The sequence below is a fragment of the Natronorubrum halalkaliphilum genome, from assembly GCF_009834785.1.
Taxonomy (GTDB): domain Archaea; phylum Halobacteriota; class Halobacteria; order Halobacteriales; family Natrialbaceae; genus Natronorubrum; species Natronorubrum halalkaliphilum.
The window spans coordinates 24,249-40,685 of the sequence record NZ_WUYX01000028.1 but is presented as its reverse complement, the minus strand read 5'-3'; the positions used below and the strand labels follow the sequence as shown (position 1 = coordinate 40,685).

The window sequence follows — 16,437 nt, the reverse complement described above, 5'->3', positions numbered from 1 at the left end:
AGCGTCACAGCCGGAATCGAATCCGCTACCCTTTTAAGAACCTATCCGCAACACATCGCTACAGTCTAGTGACGCGGCGCCGAAGCGTTTCGGCATGACCGTCAGCGTACTCGTCCCGTCGTCGCTCACCCGTGAAGCCGAAGACAAACGCGAGGCAACTCGGAAGCTCGGATACGTCGCCCGTGCGGTGACCGTGTTCCGGGCGGACCGCCTCATCGTCTATCCCGACCGGGATGGCGAACACGGGCGATTCGACGGCGGGTTCGTCCAAACCGTCTTGGAATACGCCGCAACGCCCCCATACCTCCGCAACGAGGCGTGGGGGATGCGGGACGAACTGGAGTATGCGGGCATCCTGCCACCGCTCCGCGCCATGTCACAGACCGGCTCCGAATCGAACGGTTCGGGGTCGTCAAGACAAGGGATCGTGACCGAGGTCGGACCTGAAGGGCGCGTCCGGGTCAATTGCGGCTTGCAACACCCGATCTCCCTCAACGTACCGCCGAAAATGGCGGTCGAGGAGGGGGAGCGCGTGACCGTCAGGATCTCTTCGCGACGACCGGTCCGAGCGAAGCTCGTCGACGAGCCCCTCCCGGGGCTTGCCGTCGAGTGGACGGACCTTTCGACAGCTCTCGGCCGTGAGGACGCCGGCGTCTGTATTGCAGCCTCCCGATTCGGTGAACATCTCACCGTCGGGCGGCTCGAGACGCTGGCCGGACGCACTGAGCGAGACGGGATGACCGTCGCGTTCGGCGCGCCCGACAGAGGGCTGCCGGATATCCTCGGAATCGAGGCATCCGCTGTCGCCGCTGCGTACGGACCAGGCGACGAGGATGACGGAGTCGAACCCACAGCCGATCCGGGGTTCGACCTCTGGCTAAACACGGTTCCGGATCAGGGAAGCGAGGTCGTGCGAACGGAGGAAGCTCTGTTCGCTTCCCTCGCTCCCCTCTCACTGAGAGAGTGATAGAATGCCACAAGCAAATTCACCACGCAAAGGCTCACTCGGGTTCGGCCCACGAAAGCGTGCGACCAGCGAGGTCCCACGCTTTAACTCGTGGCCGGACGACGACGGACAGCCGACGCTCCAGGGTTTCGCGGGCTACAAGGCCGGCATGACCCACGTTGTCATGGTCGACGACCAAGCGAACTCGCCGACCGAGGGGATGGAAGAGACCGTCCCCGTGACGATCGTGGAGACGCCGCCAATGCGCGCCGTTGCTCTGCGAGCGTACGAAGACACGCCGTATGGTATGAAGCCGATAACCGAGGTCTGGACCGACGAGTTCGTTCCCGAACTCGATCGCGTTCTCGACCTTCCCGGTGACGACTACGACACCGACGCCGCCGCGGACGAGCTCCGCGGCCTCCTCGAGGAGGGGCGCGTCGACGACGTACGCGTCATCACGCACACGGTTCCCGGATCCATCCAGTCGGTCCCGAAGAAGAAACCCGACGTGATGGAGACTCGAGTCGGCGGCGGCTCCGTACAGGACCGCGTCGACTTCGCCCTCGAACTGCTCGAGGACGGCGGCGGCGAACACGTCATGAACGACGTGTTCCGCGCCGGCGAGTACGTCGACGCAAGCGGCGTCACGAAAGGGAAAGGGACCCAGGGTCCCGTCAAGCGATGGGGCGTCCAGAAACGCAAGGGCAAACACGCCCGGCAGGGCTGGCGTCGCCGCATCGGCAACCTCGGCCCCTGGAACCCGTCCCGTGTTCGCTCGACGGTCCCACAGCAGGGACAGATGGGCTACCATCAGCGAACGGAACTGAACAAGCGCCTCGTCGACATCGGCGAGGGCGCAGACGCGACGGTCGATGGCGGCTTCGTCAACTACGGCGAAGTCGACGGACCGCACGCGCTGATTAAGGGCTCGCTCCCCGGGCCACAGAAGCGTCTCGTACGCTTCCGCCCGGCGATCCGACCCGGAGACCAGCCGCGCCTCGATCCCGAGGTGCGCTACGTCTCCACCGCATCCAACCAGGGATAACACATGGACGCAACAGTACGAAACCTGGATGGCTCGGACGCGGGCTCGGTCGATCTTCCGGCGGTCTTCGAGACCACGTACCGCCCGGATCTGATCGGTCGCGCCGTCCGCGCCGCACAGGCAAACCGAAAACAGGACTACGGCGCCGACGAGTTCGCCGGCCTTCGAACGCCGGCCGAATCGTTCGGTAGTGGCCGAGGTATGGCCCACGTTCCACGACAGGAAGGACGCGGTCGCCGCGTCCCCCAGACCGTCAAGGGACGAAAGGCACACCCGCCGAAAGCCGAGAAGGACCAGTCCGAATCGATCAACACGAAAGCAAAGAAACTGGCCGTCCGCAGCGCGATTGCTGCGACGACCGACGCCGAACTGGTCGCCGACCGCGGCCACCAGTTCGACGACGATATCGAGATTCCCGTCGTCGTCACCGACGAGTTCGAAGACCTCGTGAAGACCCAGGAGGTCGTCGAGTTCCTTGAGGCAGCCGGCCTCGCGGACGACATCGAACGCGCAGACGAGGGTCGAAGCGTCCGTGCTGGTCAGGGGAAAACCCGTGGCCGGAAGTACAAGACGCCGACGTCGATTCTCTTCGTCACCTCGAGCGAGACCGGCCCATCCCGAGCGGCCCGGAACCTCGCTGGAGCGGACGTGACGACGGCAGCCGAGGTTAACGCGGAAGATCTCGCCCCTGGCGCACAGCCGGGTCGACTGACCGTCTGGACCGAAAGCGCACTCGAGGAGGTGGCCGACCGATGAGCTCGCTTATCGAGCACCCACTGGTCACGGAGAAGGCGATGAACGACATGGACTTCGAGAACAAGCTCCAGTTCGTTTGCAACCCTGACGCCACCAAGCCCGAGATTCGCGACGAAGTCGAACAGCGCTTCGACGTCTCGGTCGCCGACGTCAACACGCAGGTAACGATGAAGGGCAAAAAGAAAGCAACCGTCAAACTGAGCGAGGACGACGACGCGCAGGAAGTCGCCTCGCGAATCGGGGTGTTCTGAGAATGGGACGACGCATTCAGGGACAACGACGCGGTCGCGGTTCCTCCACGTTCCGTGCCCCGTCGCACCGATACAAGGCGAAGCTCGAACACAAGAAAGAGGAAACCGACGACATCGTCCGCGGGACGGTCGTCGATATCGAACACGACCCCGCTCGCTCGGCACCCATCGCCGCCGTCGAGTTCGAAGACGGCGATCAGCGACTCATCCTCGTTCCCGAGGGCGTCGCTGTCGGCGAGGAGGTCCAGGTCGGTGTCTCGGCGGAGATCAAACCGGGCAACACGCTGCCGCTCGGCGAGATCCCAGAAGGGGTTCCGGTCTGTAACGTCGAAGCCAATCCTGGCGACGGCGGTAAGTTCGCCCGTTCGTCGGGTGTCAACGCGGACCTGATCACCCACGACCGCAACGCGGCGGTCATTCAGCTTCCGAGTGGCGAGGTCAAGCGCCTCGATCCACAGTGTCGAGCCACCATCGGCGTCGTCGCCGGTGGCGGTCGAACGGAGAAGCCGATGGTCAAGGCCGGGAACAAGTATCACAAGATGAAAGCACGGGGCACGAAATGGCCTCGCGTCCGTGGTGTCGCGATGAACGCCGTCGACCACCCGTTCGGTGGCGGCGGCCGCCAGCACCCCGGCAAACCGAAGTCCGTCTCGCGGGACGCCCCGCCGGGACGGAAGGTCGGTGACATCTCCTCGCGCCGTACCGGCCGAGGTGGAAACAAATGAGTCAGGAGTACAGAACCGGCCGTGAAGGTGAGTTCACCTACCGCGGCCACACGCTCGAGGAGTTGCAGGATCTGGACATCGAGGAAGTCGCGGAACTGCTGCCCGCTCGAAAGCGGCGAAGTATCGAACGCGGACTCTCCGTCGAGAAGCAGAAGCTTCTCGAAAAGGCCCGCGAGAAAGGCGAGGAAGAGACAGCGAACGCGCCGATCCGAACCCACCTGCGGGATATGCCGATCCTGCCGGAGTTCGTCGGGCTGACCTTCGAAGTGTACACCGGTCAGTCGTTCGAGCGCGTCCGCGTCGAGCCCGAGATGATCGGACACTATCTCGGCGAGTTCCAGCTGACCCGAAACTCCGTCGAACACGGACAGGCCGGTATCGGCGCGACTCGATCCTCGAAGTTCGTCCCACTGAAGTGATCATCGTATGGGAATCAACTACTCAGTCGACGCGGATCCGGACGCCACGGCGAAAGCGATGCTCCGGGAGCGTCACATGAGCCACAAGCACAGCAAGGAAGTCGCCCGCGAACTGAAGGGCCGAACCGTCGCAGACGCTCAGGCGTACCTGCAGGACGTCATCGACGAGGAGCAGTCGGTGCCGTTCAAGTCCCACAATTCCGGTGCCGGACACCGTTCCGACATCGACGGCTGGGACGCCGGTAAGTACCCCGAGAAGGTCTCGGGCGAATTCCTCGACCTGCTCGAGAACGTTGCGGCGAACGCAGACCACCAGGGCTTCGACGGCGAGGCGATGGAAATCGTCCACGTCGCCGCTCACAAGGTCGGCGAATCGGTCGGTCGCAAGCCCCGTGCGATGGGGCGTGCCTCGGCCTGGAACACGCCGCAGGTCGACGTCGAGATCGTGGTCGAAGAGGTAACCGAGGACGAGGAGGGAGATAACTAATGGCTGACGAACACCAGTTCATCGAAAACGGCCTGCAGCGATCCCAGATCGACGAGTTCTTCCAGGAAGAGCTCGGCCGTGCAGGCTACGGTGGCATGGATGTCGCCAAGACGCCGATGGGAACCCAGATCGTCCTCAAGGCGGAGAAGCCCGGGATGGTCATCGGCAAAGGCGGCGAGAACATCCGGAAGGTCACGACGGCTCTCGAGGAGAAGTTTAACCTCGAGGACCCGCAGATCGACGTCCAGGAGGTCGAGGAGCCAGACCTCAACGCACGGATCGTCGCGGACCGACTGGCCAACGCACTCGAGCGTGGCTGGTACTTCCGGAAGGCCGGTCACACGACGATCGACCGGATCATGGAAGCCGGCGCACTCGGCGCCGAGATCGTCCTCTCCGGAAAGGTCACGGGCGCGCGATCGCGCGTCGAGAAGTTCAACCGTGGCTACATCAAACACAACGGCGAACCCGCCGAAGAGGTCGTCGACCACGGACAGGGCGTCGCAGTGATGAAACTCGGTACCATCGGGGTCAACGTCAAGATCATCCCGCCAGGTGCCGAGCTGCCCGACGACTTCGGCGTCCACGAAGACATGGACCCCGAAGAGGTCGTTCCCGACGCCGTCGAGGCCAACGAGGCCGAGGGTGTCGAGGAACTCCTCGAGGGCGAACCCGAAGAGGCCGAAGCGACCGAATCCGGCGCCGAAGCGGCGGCCGACGAGGCCGTCGAGCCGGAGCCTGACGTCGACGAAGACGTCGTCGAGGAGGTCATCGAAGAAGAGGTTGCGTCCGACGAGGACGAAGCCGAGGAAGTCGAAGTCCCCGACGAGTCGCCGATCGAGGACGACCTCGACGAACTCGAGGAGGACGTCGAAGCGGAAGCCGAAGAGCTCGTCGCCGAAATGGACGAGGAGGACGCTGAATCCGAGGCTAACGCGGATGCAGAGGCAGACGAAGGAGGTGACGCCTGATGGCGATCCTCCACGTCGAAGAGATCCGCGACATGACGCCCGCCGAACGCGAAGAGGAACTCGAGGAGCTCGAGACGGAACTGCTGAACCAGAAGTCCGTCCTCGCCGCCGGTGGTGCCCCGGAGAACCCGGGTCGCATCGGTGAGTTGGGTACCACCATCGCGCGGATCAAGACGATCCAGCGGGAAGAAGGCGACCTCGACGACGAATAACGACACGATACAATGGCACTAACACCCGAGACCCTCCCGCGACACGAACTCAACGGCCTGCGCGTCCGCGTCGTCGAGAGTGACGACGCTTCGCGCGTTGGTATCGAGGGCCGCGTCGTCATCGAGACGACGAACACGCTCTCGATAGAGATTCGTGACGACGGGGAGTCTCGAGTGGTGATGGTGCCGAAGTCGGGCTCGACGTTCGAGTTCGCGATCACAGATGAAGCCGCCGACTCCGGGAAGGAGTCGGGGACTGCGTCCAAACTGGCCGACACTCAACCTGCAGCGGCGGACGATTCGTCCGACGCCGCAGACCGAGCCGGCGGCGATGGCAATGCTGATGCCGCCGGCTGTCGTGGCGATGATCCCTCCCGGGACCACTGCCGCGCTGCTGGCGAGGATGTAGCCTACGTTACGGTCGATGGATCGCGGCTGCTCTCACGACCCGCTCGACGCACGGAAACTAGTGGTGATTCACCATGGCAATAGGACTAGACGTTGAAACCCCTCCGGAACCCGAAAACCCGGAGGAATACGACTACGAGAAGTGTCCGTTCTACGGCGAGCTCTCCGTTCGAGGTCAGATCCTCGTCGGAACCGTCGTCTCGACGGACATGGACAAGACCGTAGTCGTCGAACGAGAGTACGATGTGGCGGTTCCGAAGTACGACCGCCTCATGAAGCGACGCTCGCGCATTCCGGCACACGTGCCGGGCGTGCTCGAGGAACTCTCTGTCGGCGATACGGTCAAGATCGCAGAGACCCGACCACTGTCGAAGACGAAATCGCACGTGGTCGTCGAAGTAACCGAAGAAGCGACTGCGGCTGACGTCGCCGACCTGACCCGTCAGGCAGAGCCTGACCGGGAACTGTCGGAAAGCGACGTCACCGAGGGCGCCGAACCCGAAGCAACCGAGGCTGATCAGTGATGGAGGCGATGAAAGCCGACGTCACCCAGGGGCTCAAAAAGGGCTCGCTGGTCACGTGTGCCGACAACACCGGCGCACGCGAACTCAAAGTCATTAGCGTCGCGGGCTACCACGGCACCAAGAACCGCCAGCCGAAGGCGGGGATCGGTGACAAAGTGACCGTCTCGGTCACGAAGGGTACCCCCGAGATGCGCCGACAGGTCCTCGAGGCCGTCGTCGTCCGCCAGCGGAAGTCGATCCGCCGGCCCGACGGTACGCGGCTGAAGTTCGAGGACAACGCGGCGGTCATCATCGACGAGAACGAAGAGCCTCGCGGGACCGAGATCAAAGGCCCGATCGCCCGCGAAGTCGCAGAGCGCTTCGGAGCAATCGCCAGCACGGCGACGATGATCGTATAGATATGAGTAAGCAACCACACAAACAGCGAAATCAGACGGAGCGTGCCCCGCTGCACAAGCGACAGAAGCAGCTCCACGCGACGCTGTCCGACGAACTCCGCGAAGAGTACGGCACCCGTCGAACCCGCGTCAACGCGGGCGACACGGTCGAGGTTATGCGCGGCGACAACGCCGGCGACGAAGGCGAAGTCCTGCGTGCCATCCTCGAGGACGGCACGATCCACGTTGAGGACGTCACGGTCGAGACGGCAGACGGCGAAGAAGTGCCGCGGCCGCTTGCCCCATCGAACGTCCGTATCACGGACCTCAACCTGGAAGACGAGCGTCGCGAGGCACGCCTCGAAGGCGAAAGCGACGACGGTGATAACGAATGACCAAACACCAGAAACGACTGTCCGTTCCGAAGTCCTGGCCGGTCGAGCGCAAGACGGAGACCTTCACGGTCAAAGCCGGCGCCGGCCCGCACGGTGAGGACGGCGTGCCGCTCGTCGTCTTGCTGCGGGACGTACTCGGTTACGTGGACTCGAAGAAAGAAGCACGATACGCCCTGAGCGAGGATGCGATCCTCATCAACGGGGACCCGATCAACGACGAACAGCGCCCGATCGGCATGTTCGATATCGTTGCGTTCCCCGGCCGCGAGGAGTACTACCGCGTCTTCCCCGACGAAGGCGGTCGGCTCGCGCTGACCGAAATCGACGAGGAATCCGCCGGAAGCCGCCTCGGCAAGATCGAGGGCAAACAGCAGGTCCCCGGTGGGGACACGCAGCTGACGCTTCACGACGGGACGAACGTCCTCGTCGATGACGGCAGTGAGTACAGCAGCGTCGACTCGGTCGTCGTCGATAACGACGATAAATCGATCGTCGCCCACTTCCCGTTCGAAGAGGGTGCGCTCGTGACGGCCGTCCGTGGCAACCACGGCGGCAAGATCGGCGAGATCGACGCGATCGACATCACGCCGGGCAGCGGCCCGAACACCATCGGTGTCTCCACGGACGATGGCGGTTTCGAGACCGTCCAGGAGTACGTCGTCGTGATCGACGAGAACTTCACTGGCGACGACGAGTCGTCGGAGAACGCAACCGAAGGTGATGACGAATGAGCGAAGCTGACGCCGGCGACTTCCACGAAATGCGCGAACCGCGCGTCGAGAAAGTCGTCGTCCACATGGGCGTCGGCCGCGGTGGCCGCGAACTCGGCAAGGCAGAGGACATCATCGAGGAAGTCACCGAACAACAGAGCGTCCGTACCCAGGCGAAACGGACCGAACCCGACTTCGGTATTCGTCAGGGCGATCCGATCGGCGCGAAGGTCACCCTTCGTAGCGAGGACGCCTACGACTTCCTCGAGAAGTCTCTGCCGCTCGCTGACATTGACCCCGCGCAGTTCGACGATACGGGCAACTTCAGCTTCGGCGTCGAGGAACACACCGAGTTCCCGAGCCAGGAGTACGATCCGAACGTCGGGATCTACGGACTGGACGTTACCGTCAACCTGGTTCGTCCGGGCTACCGCGTGGCCAAGCGCGACAAGGCCAACCGGTCGATCCCGTCGAGCCACCGACTCACCCCCGAGGACGCAATCGCGTTCATCGAGGCGAACTTCGACGTGAGCGTGGAGGCAGACGATGAGTGAAAGCGAAACAGACAACGTAGAAAGCGAACGCACGGGCGAGCACGCGGCAAAGCGCACCGGCCAGATCGAACAGTGCCAGCGCTGTGGCCGCGAGCAGGGCCTCGTCGGCAAGTACGACATCAACCTGTGCCGACAGTGCTTCCGCGAAATCGCCCGCGATATGGGATTCAAGAAGTATCGATAATATGACTGGGAACGATCCACTCAGCAACGCGCTCTCGGGACTCGACAACGCCGAGAGCGTGGGGCATCTCACCCACGAGGTAACACCCGCCTCGAACGAGATCGGCAGCGTACTTGAGGTCTTCTACGACCGCGGGTACATCGACGGCTTCGAGTACGTCGATGACGGAAAAGCCGGTCAGTTCGAGGTCGAATTGAAAGGAGCGATCAACCAGTGTGGCCCCGTCAAGCCCCGCTACGCCGCAGGTTCCGAAGACTACGAGAAGTGGGAGAAGCGCTATCTCCCCGCTCGAGACTTCGGTGCGCTCGTCGTGACGACGAGTAGCGGCATCATGAGCCATTACGAGGCTCGTGAGAAGGGTATTGGGGGTCAGGTGATCGCATACGTCTACTAACCATGCGAGTCGAACTGGAAATCCCCGAAAACGTAACCGTCGAGATCGATCATCTCGACGTGACCGTCGATGGTCCCGAAGGCAGCGTCAGCCGCCGCCTCTGGTACCCCGACGTGTCCGTCGAGACGGAAGACGACAGTGTGGTCATCGAAAGCGATGCCGAGGACGCGAAAACGAACGCGACCGTCGGCACCTTCGAGAGCCACATCCAGAACGCCTTCCACGGCGTGACCACGGGCTGGGAGTACAAGATGGAAGTCTTCTACTCTCACTTCCCGATGCAGGTCCGCGTCGAGGGCGAGGATGTCGTCATCGAGAACTTCCTCGGCGAAAAGGCACCGCGACGTACGACTATCCACGGTGAAACCGACGTCTCCGTCGACGACGAACGACTCGTCCTCTCCGGCCCGAACAAAGAGGACGTCGGTCAGACGGCGGCAGACATCGAGCAGCTGACGCGAGTCAGCGGCAAGGACACCCGCGTCTTCCAGGACGGGGTCTACATCACCGAGAAACCCGCCGCAGGAGGTGCCTGATAGATGGCAGACGACGAACCACAGGAACTCGAGGACATCAGCGGTGTCGGCGCGAGCAAGGCAGACGCCCTGCGCGAGGCCGGCTTCGAATCCATCGAGGACGTCAAAGAGGCCGACCAGGACGCCCTGGCCGAGGCCGAAGGCGTCGGGAACGCACTCGCGGCCCGAATCAAAGCCGACGTCGGTGACCTCGAGGTCACCGAGGAAACGGACGCCGAGATCGAGGACGAGAGTGCCGAGGAGGAAGAGCCCGAAGAAGACGTGGAGACGGAGCTGCAGCCCCGCGGGCTGACCGAGAAGACGCCCGAACTCTCCGACGAGGAGGAACGGCTGCTCAACCGTCGACGATCCGTCGGCAAACCGCAGTTCAACCGACAGGACTACCACAAGAAAAAGCGGACGCCCGAATCCTGGCGCCGACCACGCGGACAGCTGTCGAAACAGCGCCGCGGTGTCAAGGGGAAGGGTCCGAAGGTCGCGGCCGGCTTCCGCACCCCGAAAGAGGTACGCGGGAAACATCCCAGCGGCTTCGAAGAGGTCTACGTGGAGAACACGAACGATCTCGAGGGTGTCGACGGCGACCGCGAAGCAGTTCGAATCGCTTCTTCGGTCGGCGCGCGCAAGCGCGAGCGAATCGAAGAACAGGCCGAGGAACAGGGCGTTCGCGTCCTGAACCCGACCTACGAAGAAGTCGAGGTGGAATCCAATGACTGATCTCACCGCACAGAAGCGACTCGCTGCCGACGTCTTGGACGTCGGTCAGAACCGCGTCTGGCTCGACCCCGACGCTCAGGCGGACATCGCCGAAGCGATCACCCGTGACGAGATCCGCGAACTCGTCGACGAGGGTCGCATTCAGGCGGAAGACGCCAAGGGCAACTCCCGCGGCCGCGCTCGCGAGCGCAACGCAAAACGCGCGTACGGCCACCAGAAGGGGCCCGGCAAGCGCCGCGGCAAGAAGGGCGCACGCCAGAACGAGAAAGACGAATGGCAGAAGAAGATTCGCGCACAGCGACGGAAGCTGCGTGAACTCCGCGACAAGGGCGAGCTGACGCCCACGCAGTACCGCCAGCTCTACAAGAAAGCCGGCGGCGGGGAGTTCCGTAGCGTCCGGTACCTGTTGAACTACATCGACGAAACCTACGGTGACCAATAATGGCGACAGGACCACGATACAAAGTACCGATGCGGCGTCGCCGTGAGGTCCGGACGGACTACCACCAGAGGTTGCGCCTGCTGAAATCGGGCAAGCCCCGCCTCGTTGCTCGCAAGAGCAACAAGCACACTACGGCGCAGCTGATCACTCCCGGACCTCAGGGAGACGAGACGCTCGCAAGCGCACACTCGAGCGATCTAGAAGAGTACGGCTGGGAAGCCCCGACAAGCAACATCTCCGCTGCCTACCTGACCGGCCTGCTGGCCGGCAAGCGAGCGGTCGACGCCGGTCTCGAGGAGGCTGTCCTCGACATCGGTCTGAACACCGCGACGCCCGGGAACAAAGTGTTCGCGGTACAGGAAGGCGCAATCGACGCAGGTCTCGAGATCCCGCACAACGATAGCGTGCTCGCAGACTGGTCGCGTACCCGCGGCGAACACATCGCCGAGTACGCTGAACAGTTAGACGAGCCGCTGTACAGCGGCGAATTCGACGCAGCGGACCTCCCAGAACACTTCGACGAGGTACGAGAGGCGATTCTCGAATGAGTAACTACAACGACAGCGGATGGGAACCCGTCACCCGTCTCGGTCGGAAGGTCCAAGAGGGCGAGATCGACGATATGGCGACCGCCCTCAACTCGGGACTCCCACTGAAGGAGCCCGAGATCGTCGACCAGCTCCTCCCCGGACTGGACGACGAAGTGCTGGACATCAACATGGTCCAGCGGATGACCGACTCCGGACGCCGCGTGAAGTTCCGATGCGTCGTCGCGGTCGGTAACCGCGACGGCTACGTCGGCTACGCGGAAGGCCGAGACGATCAGGTCGGGTCTGCCATCCAGAAGGCGATCGGTATCGCGAAGCTGAACATCATTCAGGTTCCCCGCGGCTCCGGGTCGTGGGAGGATCGCTCGGACCGACCCCACTCGCTCACCCGACGGACGACCGGCAAAGCCGGCTCCGTCGAGGTCGACGTCATCCCCGCCCCCGAAGGGCTCGGGCTGGCTGCGAGTGACACCGTCCGCGCCGTCCTCGAACTGGCCGGCATCGAAAACGTCTGGACCAAGAGCCACGGAAACACTCGAACTACCGTGAATCTCGCCAAAGCGACGTTCAACGCACTCGAGAACGCATCGCAGTCGCGTCATCCACGACGCCGACCCGATCGAGAGCGAGAGGAAGCCGAGGTGAGTGAGTGATGAAGGCAATCGTGCAGGTTCGTGGCGAAGTCAACCGTCAGGAAGACGTACAGGATACGCTGGAGATGCTCAACATCCACAGCATCAACCACTGTACGCTCGTTCCCGAGACCGACGCCTACCAGGGGATGATCGCGAAGGTCAACGACTACGTCGCCGTCGGTGAGCCCGACGCCGATGTTCTCGAGACGCTGCTTGCAAAGCGAGCAGAGCCCCTCGAGGGCAAGCAAGCAGACGTCGACGAGGAGTGGCTCGCCGACAACACCGAGTACGCCGACTTCGGCGAACTGGCCGCGGCGCTGCTCGACGAGGAGACGACACTTCGTGATGAAGGACTGTCACCGACGCTTCGACTTCACCCACCGCGGGGAGGTCACGCCGGTATCAAAAAGCCGACCGTTGAGGGCGGCCAACTCGGAAAGCATACAACAGGGGAGATTAACGACCTCCTAGAATCGATGCGATAACCATGACGAGCAAAAAACGACGCCAACGCGGATCGCGCACTCACAGCGGCGGTTCTCACAAGAATCGACGCGGTGCGGGCCACCGTGGTGGCCGCGGTCGTGCCGGGCGCAGCAAACACGAGTTCCACAACTACGAACCGAAAGGAAAACACGGCTTCACGCGACCTGACGGCATCCGCGACGATGTCGCAGAGATCGACGTCCAGAAGTTAGACGAGGACGCGATCCTCTACGTCGCCGACGAACTCGCCGAAGAGACCGACGACGGCTACAAACTCGACGCACGCGATATCGTCGAGGACGGCCACGAGGTCGACATCGTCAAGGTTCTCGGCTCGGGGCAGGTCCGTAACTCCCTCGAGGTAACGGCGGACGCCTTCTCCGACAGCGCTCGAGAAAAGCTCGAGTCTGCCGGCGGCGAGGCGGTCGTTTCGGAACGAGGGCAGGAAGCCGCAGCCGAAGCAGAAGACGCTGACGCGGACGACGAATCCGAACAGGACGAGGAATAACATATGGGATGGAAGGAAGCCGCCGAACCGGTCTTGACGCGGATGCCCGCAGTGCGACGTCCTGAGGGACACGTCCCCTTCAAGCGCAAGCTGGCGTGGACTGCTGGCATCCTCGTGTTGTACTTCTTCCTGACGAACATCTCGCTGCTCGGCAGTGCCGAAGGAGCAACCGACATCTTCGGTGAGTTCCGTTCGGTCCTCGCCGGTGAGCAGGGATCGCTGATGCAGGTCGGTATCGGACCGATCGTCACCGCGAGCATCGTCTTGCAGCTACTTGGCGGTGCGAACCTGCTCGGTCTCGACACGAACGATCCGCGGGACCAGGTGCTCTACCAGGGGCTGCAGAAGCTGCTCGTCGTCATCATGACGGCGTTGACTGCGCTTCCGATGGTGTTCGCCGGCGGCTTCCTGCCAGCTCAGCAGTCGCTGACGCTCGGCGGGCTCGAGTTTGGCCACACGCAGGTCCAGACACTGATGTTCCTCCAGATCTTCGTTGGCGGGGTCCTCATCCTCTACATGGACGAGGTCGTCAGCAAGTGGGGGATCGGCAGCGGGATCGGCCTGTTCATTATCGCCAGCGTGAGCCAGCGACTCGTCACCGGGTTTATCCAACCCGATGCGGGCGGGTTCTTCTACGACTGGTATCGGATCATCACCGGACAGGTCGAGATCGGCTCGATCGTGGCCGGCGATGGTCTGTACACGCTGTTGCTCCAGGAGGGGCACATCATCGCGTTGATGACGACGTTGCTAATCTTCGGTATCGTCGTCTACGCGGAGTCCGTGCGGGTCGAAATCCCGCTCAGTCACGCCCGCGTCAAGGGTGCTCGCGGTCGCTTCCCGGTGAAGCTCATCTACGCGAGCGTCCTGCCGATGATCCTCGTTCGGGCGCTGCAGGCCAACATTCAGTTCATGGGCCAGATCCTCAACAGCCAGTGGGCTGGAATGCCGACGTGGCTGGGTGCGTACGGTGCTGAAGGCCAGCCAACCGGCGGGTTCTTCTACTACACCGCACCGATCTACTCACCCGACGACTGGATGTGGTGGACCGGTGCCGTCACCCAGGAAGCGTGGCAGGTACTGATCCGTATCTCGATCGACCTGACGTTCATGGTCATCGGCGGTGCGATCTTCGCCATCTTCTGGGTCGAGACCACCAACATGGGGCCCAAAGCGACCGCGCGACAGATCCAGAACTCCGGGATGCAGATCCCTGGCTTCCGACAGAACGTCGGCGTCATCGAGAAGGTCATGGAGCGGTACATCCCGCAGGTGACCGTCATCGGCGGCGCGCTGGTTGGACTGCTCGCCGTCTGGGCGAACATGCTCGGCACCATCGGTGGTGTTACCGGAACAGGTCTGCTGCTGGCAGTCTCCATCACGTACAAGCTGTACGAGGAGATCGCCGAGGAGCAGATGATGGAAATGCATCCGATGATGCGCGAGATGTTCGGCCGCGAATAGCGGTAGCGGTTCTTCTCCCTTCGTTCTCACCACTCGTTAGCAACAGCACCGTGGCGTACCGTTCCGAGACAGTATCGGACAGTTGTGTCGGCACTCCTCTCATCCATCGTCGGATCACTCGAGTGCGTAGCGCTTGACTTCTCTTGGCAGAAGAGCCAGTGTTGTAGACGCCACCAGAACGCGGTGCCGACTGGCGTCACTTCACTGATCCTCGAACGAGGCGGACCGGAAATCAGTTCGTAACGTACACCGCTTCCGTAGGAGGGAGCGAAACGAGGGCCAGACTCACCAGCGTCAGACAGGCGATAAGGGTGAGGACGGGGAGTAGAGTACGGATCGTCCACTGTTTGCCAGCAGCGCACTCGAGCGAGACGGCGTACGAGAGCCACACAGCGAGGACGTGTCCGCACAGGATGCCCGCGATTTCGACGAAGCCGAACCACGCTGGGAGAAGGTACTGGTTCGGGTTCTCTGGGGGGTTGAACGGAGCGATCAGCGTATCGATCAGCGACGGCCACAGCGAAATTGTGAACCCGACGTAGTGAGCAAAGTGCGCTCCGGCCGCGATTGCGAGCAGGGGCGGTGCAAACCGGACCGCGACGTCTCGACGAGAAAGGCGCGTCTCAGTTCGCCGTCGAGTGCTGACGACGGCAGCCCAGTACACCGTCAAGAAGAGTGCGAACCCGACCACCAACAACCCGAAATAGACGAGTTCTGGCGCCAGTCCGATACCGACCAGTGCCTCGACGGTTCGAATGCCGGGCCTCGTGACGATGAGCCCGCTGTAGGTCACCGACCAGACGAGTGCGAGCACGAACGCCGCGGCAGAAACGTCGGTAACGACGTCGTCGTCGCGAACTCTCGCGCCGGGATACCGTAGCTCGAGTCCGTCTTCGGTTCGCCCAACGGGTGCTAAGGCACCGTAGAGGCGAAACCAGACCGAGATCGGGTCGGCGTTCCGGAACCACGTGTCGGGGCCGACGGCGACTGCGCCGCCAATCGTGAATGTCGAATAGGCGAGTATGACGGTCACGAGCATCCGTGGAGAGCTGCTTACCGGGAGGACTAACTCGAGCCAGACGAGTACAAGCAGCGCTCCGACGGCGGGCCAGGAACCGAGCCGATCGGGATACGAGACGTAGCCGTTGGGAAGACGTGTCGCGATCCGACGCCACGGGTTGAGGGCGTACCACGGGTTGCCGACGGTGTACGCGACGATCGTCAACAGTGCGCGGCCGACGACGAACGTCACCAGTACGGCGGCGCTGAAGGAGCCGATCTGCGGGCCGACGAGGCCGACGGTGACGATGAACGCGAGCGCGGCCAGTCCGAGTACGCCGAGAACGAGCGACCCGACACGCCGGAGGCGGTCCACGTGGAGACCGACCGTCCGGTGGTGAAAGCGTTCGGCACGCCCGTGACCGCCTCCGAACGGCGTCAGCAGCGCCGAGGCTGCGACGAAGACGCTGCCCGTTGCGAGGACGAGCCACAGCGGGATCGGTATCCCGACACTCCGCTCTGAAAGGCCGGCCGCGACGTTACTCGCCGCAACGATCCCGGACCCGACTGTGAGTGTCAGTACCGCGAGTACGATGACGAGCCCAGTTCGGCGATATTGGGCTGACCGTCCACTCATTGCTGGATCGTTATTCCGCGTCGCCATCTAGGTGTTGTTTCGTGCGATAGTACCGATATCGACGGGATCGCATCGATCATATGAGGAAGGTATAAGTGGCCGTCATC

The 16,437-nt window shown here is 63.0% G+C and carries 26 protein-coding genes; 25 read left to right on the top strand and 1 reads right to left on the bottom strand.

Annotated elements, in window-relative coordinates; all coding sequences use genetic code 11:
• Positions 1-94: 94 nt before the first annotated feature.
• The 25 genes from GS429_RS09050 to secY are packed head-to-tail and all read left to right on the top strand — an operon-like array spanning position 95 to position 14,694.
• The gene (locus GS429_RS09050) at positions 95-967 is read left to right on the top strand and encodes a putative RNA uridine N3 methyltransferase (protein WP_160064781.1); all 873 of its coding nucleotides are present in this window, start codon (positions 95-97) and stop codon (positions 965-967) included.
• 4 nt (positions 968-971) lie between these two features.
• Entirely contained in the window at positions 972-1,994 is a 1,023-nt protein-coding gene (locus GS429_RS09045) for a 50S ribosomal protein L3 (RefSeq protein ID WP_160064779.1), read from the top strand.
• A gap of 3 nt (positions 1,995-1,997) precedes the next feature.
• Positions 1,998-2,750, top strand: a complete 753-nt coding sequence (rpl4p, locus tag GS429_RS09040; protein ID WP_160064777.1) for a 50S ribosomal protein L4 — start codon at positions 1,998-2,000, stop codon at positions 2,748-2,750.
• Positions 2,747-3,001: a 50S ribosomal protein L23 gene (locus tag GS429_RS09035; protein WP_160064775.1), complete on the top strand. Its 255-nt coding sequence runs from the start codon at positions 2,747-2,749 to the stop codon at positions 2,999-3,001. The genes rpl4p and GS429_RS09035 overlap by 4 nt, the downstream gene beginning before the upstream one ends.
• Positions 3,002-3,003: 2 nt before the next feature.
• Positions 3,004-3,726 carry a 50S ribosomal protein L2 gene (locus GS429_RS09030; RefSeq protein WP_160064773.1) on the top strand — a complete coding sequence of 241 codons (723 nt, stop codon included), beginning with the start codon at positions 3,004-3,006 and terminating at the stop codon, positions 3,724-3,726.
• Positions 3,723-4,145: a 30S ribosomal protein S19 gene (locus GS429_RS09025; protein ID WP_160064771.1), complete on the top strand. Its 423-nt coding sequence runs from the start codon at positions 3,723-3,725 to the stop codon at positions 4,143-4,145. Before GS429_RS09030 ends, GS429_RS09025 begins: the two co-directional genes overlap by 4 nt.
• 7 nt (positions 4,146-4,152) lie before the next feature.
• Positions 4,153-4,632 (top strand): 50S ribosomal protein L22, encoded by a 480-nt coding sequence (locus GS429_RS09020; protein ID WP_160064769.1) that lies wholly within the window; start codon positions 4,153-4,155, stop codon positions 4,630-4,632.
• The gene (locus GS429_RS09015) at positions 4,632-5,603 is read left to right on the top strand and encodes a 30S ribosomal protein S3 (RefSeq protein ID WP_160064767.1); all 972 of its coding nucleotides are present in this window, start codon (positions 4,632-4,634) and stop codon (positions 5,601-5,603) included. The genes GS429_RS09020 and GS429_RS09015 overlap by 1 nt, the downstream gene beginning before the upstream one ends.
• Positions 5,603-5,815 (top strand): 50S ribosomal protein L29, encoded by a 213-nt coding sequence (gene rpmC, locus GS429_RS09010; RefSeq protein WP_160064765.1) that lies wholly within the window; start codon positions 5,603-5,605, stop codon positions 5,813-5,815. Before GS429_RS09015 ends, rpmC begins: the two co-directional genes overlap by 1 nt.
• Positions 5,816-5,827: 12 nt before the next feature.
• Positions 5,828-6,307, top strand: a complete 480-nt coding sequence (locus GS429_RS09005; RefSeq protein ID WP_160064763.1) for a ribonuclease P protein component 1 — start codon at positions 5,828-5,830, stop codon at positions 6,305-6,307.
• Entirely contained in the window at positions 6,298-6,747 is a 450-nt protein-coding gene (locus tag GS429_RS09000) for a 30S ribosomal protein S17 (RefSeq protein WP_160064761.1), read from the top strand. The genes GS429_RS09005 and GS429_RS09000 overlap by 10 nt, the downstream gene beginning before the upstream one ends.
• Positions 6,747-7,145 carry a 50S ribosomal protein L14 gene (locus GS429_RS08995; RefSeq protein WP_006180012.1) on the top strand — a complete coding sequence of 133 codons (399 nt, stop codon included), beginning with the start codon at positions 6,747-6,749 and terminating at the stop codon, positions 7,143-7,145. The genes GS429_RS09000 and GS429_RS08995 overlap by 1 nt, the downstream gene beginning before the upstream one ends.
• 2 nt (positions 7,146-7,147) lie before the next feature.
• Positions 7,148-7,519 carry a 50S ribosomal protein L24 gene (rplX, locus tag GS429_RS08990; RefSeq protein WP_160064759.1) on the top strand — a complete coding sequence of 124 codons (372 nt, stop codon included), beginning with the start codon at positions 7,148-7,150 and terminating at the stop codon, positions 7,517-7,519.
• A complete protein-coding gene (locus GS429_RS08985) occupies positions 7,516-8,250 on the top strand; it encodes a 30S ribosomal protein S4e (protein WP_160064757.1) in 735 nt (244 codons plus the stop codon). Before rplX ends, GS429_RS08985 begins: the two co-directional genes overlap by 4 nt.
• Positions 8,247-8,783, top strand: a complete 537-nt coding sequence (locus GS429_RS08980) for a 50S ribosomal protein L5 (RefSeq protein ID WP_160064755.1) — start codon at positions 8,247-8,249, stop codon at positions 8,781-8,783. The genes GS429_RS08985 and GS429_RS08980 overlap by 4 nt, the downstream gene beginning before the upstream one ends.
• The gene (locus GS429_RS08975; RefSeq protein WP_160064753.1) at positions 8,776-8,967 is read left to right on the top strand and encodes a 30S ribosomal protein S14; all 192 of its coding nucleotides are present in this window, start codon (positions 8,776-8,778) and stop codon (positions 8,965-8,967) included. The genes GS429_RS08980 and GS429_RS08975 overlap by 8 nt, the downstream gene beginning before the upstream one ends.
• 1 nt (position 8,968) lies before the next feature.
• Positions 8,969-9,361: a 30S ribosomal protein S8 gene (locus tag GS429_RS08970; protein WP_160064751.1), complete on the top strand. Its 393-nt coding sequence runs from the start codon at positions 8,969-8,971 to the stop codon at positions 9,359-9,361.
• A 2-nt stretch (positions 9,362-9,363) separates the two neighbouring features.
• Positions 9,364-9,897 carry a 50S ribosomal protein L6 gene (locus tag GS429_RS08965; RefSeq protein WP_160064749.1) on the top strand — a complete coding sequence of 178 codons (534 nt, stop codon included), beginning with the start codon at positions 9,364-9,366 and terminating at the stop codon, positions 9,895-9,897.
• A gap of 3 nt (positions 9,898-9,900) precedes the next feature.
• Entirely contained in the window at positions 9,901-10,611 is a 711-nt protein-coding gene (locus GS429_RS08960) for a 50S ribosomal protein L32e (RefSeq protein WP_160064747.1), read from the top strand.
• Positions 10,604-11,053: a 50S ribosomal protein L19e gene (locus GS429_RS08955; protein WP_160064745.1), complete on the top strand. Its 450-nt coding sequence runs from the start codon at positions 10,604-10,606 to the stop codon at positions 11,051-11,053. The genes GS429_RS08960 and GS429_RS08955 overlap by 8 nt, the downstream gene beginning before the upstream one ends.
• Positions 11,053-11,601, top strand: a complete 549-nt coding sequence (locus GS429_RS08950) for a 50S ribosomal protein L18 (RefSeq protein WP_006088317.1) — start codon at positions 11,053-11,055, stop codon at positions 11,599-11,601. The genes GS429_RS08955 and GS429_RS08950 overlap by 1 nt, the downstream gene beginning before the upstream one ends.
• Positions 11,598-12,254 carry a 30S ribosomal protein S5 gene (locus tag GS429_RS08945; RefSeq protein ID WP_160064743.1) on the top strand — a complete coding sequence of 219 codons (657 nt, stop codon included), beginning with the start codon at positions 11,598-11,600 and terminating at the stop codon, positions 12,252-12,254. Before GS429_RS08950 ends, GS429_RS08945 begins: the two co-directional genes overlap by 4 nt.
• Positions 12,254-12,721: a 50S ribosomal protein L30 gene (locus GS429_RS08940; protein WP_160064741.1), complete on the top strand. Its 468-nt coding sequence runs from the start codon at positions 12,254-12,256 to the stop codon at positions 12,719-12,721. The genes GS429_RS08945 and GS429_RS08940 overlap by 1 nt, the downstream gene beginning before the upstream one ends.
• A 2-nt stretch (positions 12,722-12,723) precedes the next feature.
• Positions 12,724-13,230 (top strand): uL15m family ribosomal protein, encoded by a 507-nt coding sequence (locus tag GS429_RS08935; RefSeq protein ID WP_160064739.1) that lies wholly within the window; start codon positions 12,724-12,726, stop codon positions 13,228-13,230.
• A 3-nt stretch (positions 13,231-13,233) separates the two neighbouring features.
• Entirely contained in the window at positions 13,234-14,694 is a 1,461-nt protein-coding gene (secY, locus tag GS429_RS08930) for a preprotein translocase subunit SecY (protein WP_160064737.1), read from the top strand.
• 232 nt (positions 14,695-14,926) lie between these two features.
• Here the strand turns inward: secY and GS429_RS08925 are convergent, their stop codons facing one another.
• The gene (locus GS429_RS08925) at positions 14,927-16,330 is read right to left on the bottom strand and encodes a hypothetical protein (RefSeq protein WP_160064735.1); all 1,404 of its coding nucleotides are present in this window, start codon (positions 16,328-16,330) and stop codon (positions 14,927-14,929) included.
• Positions 16,331-16,437: the final 107 nt, after the last annotated feature.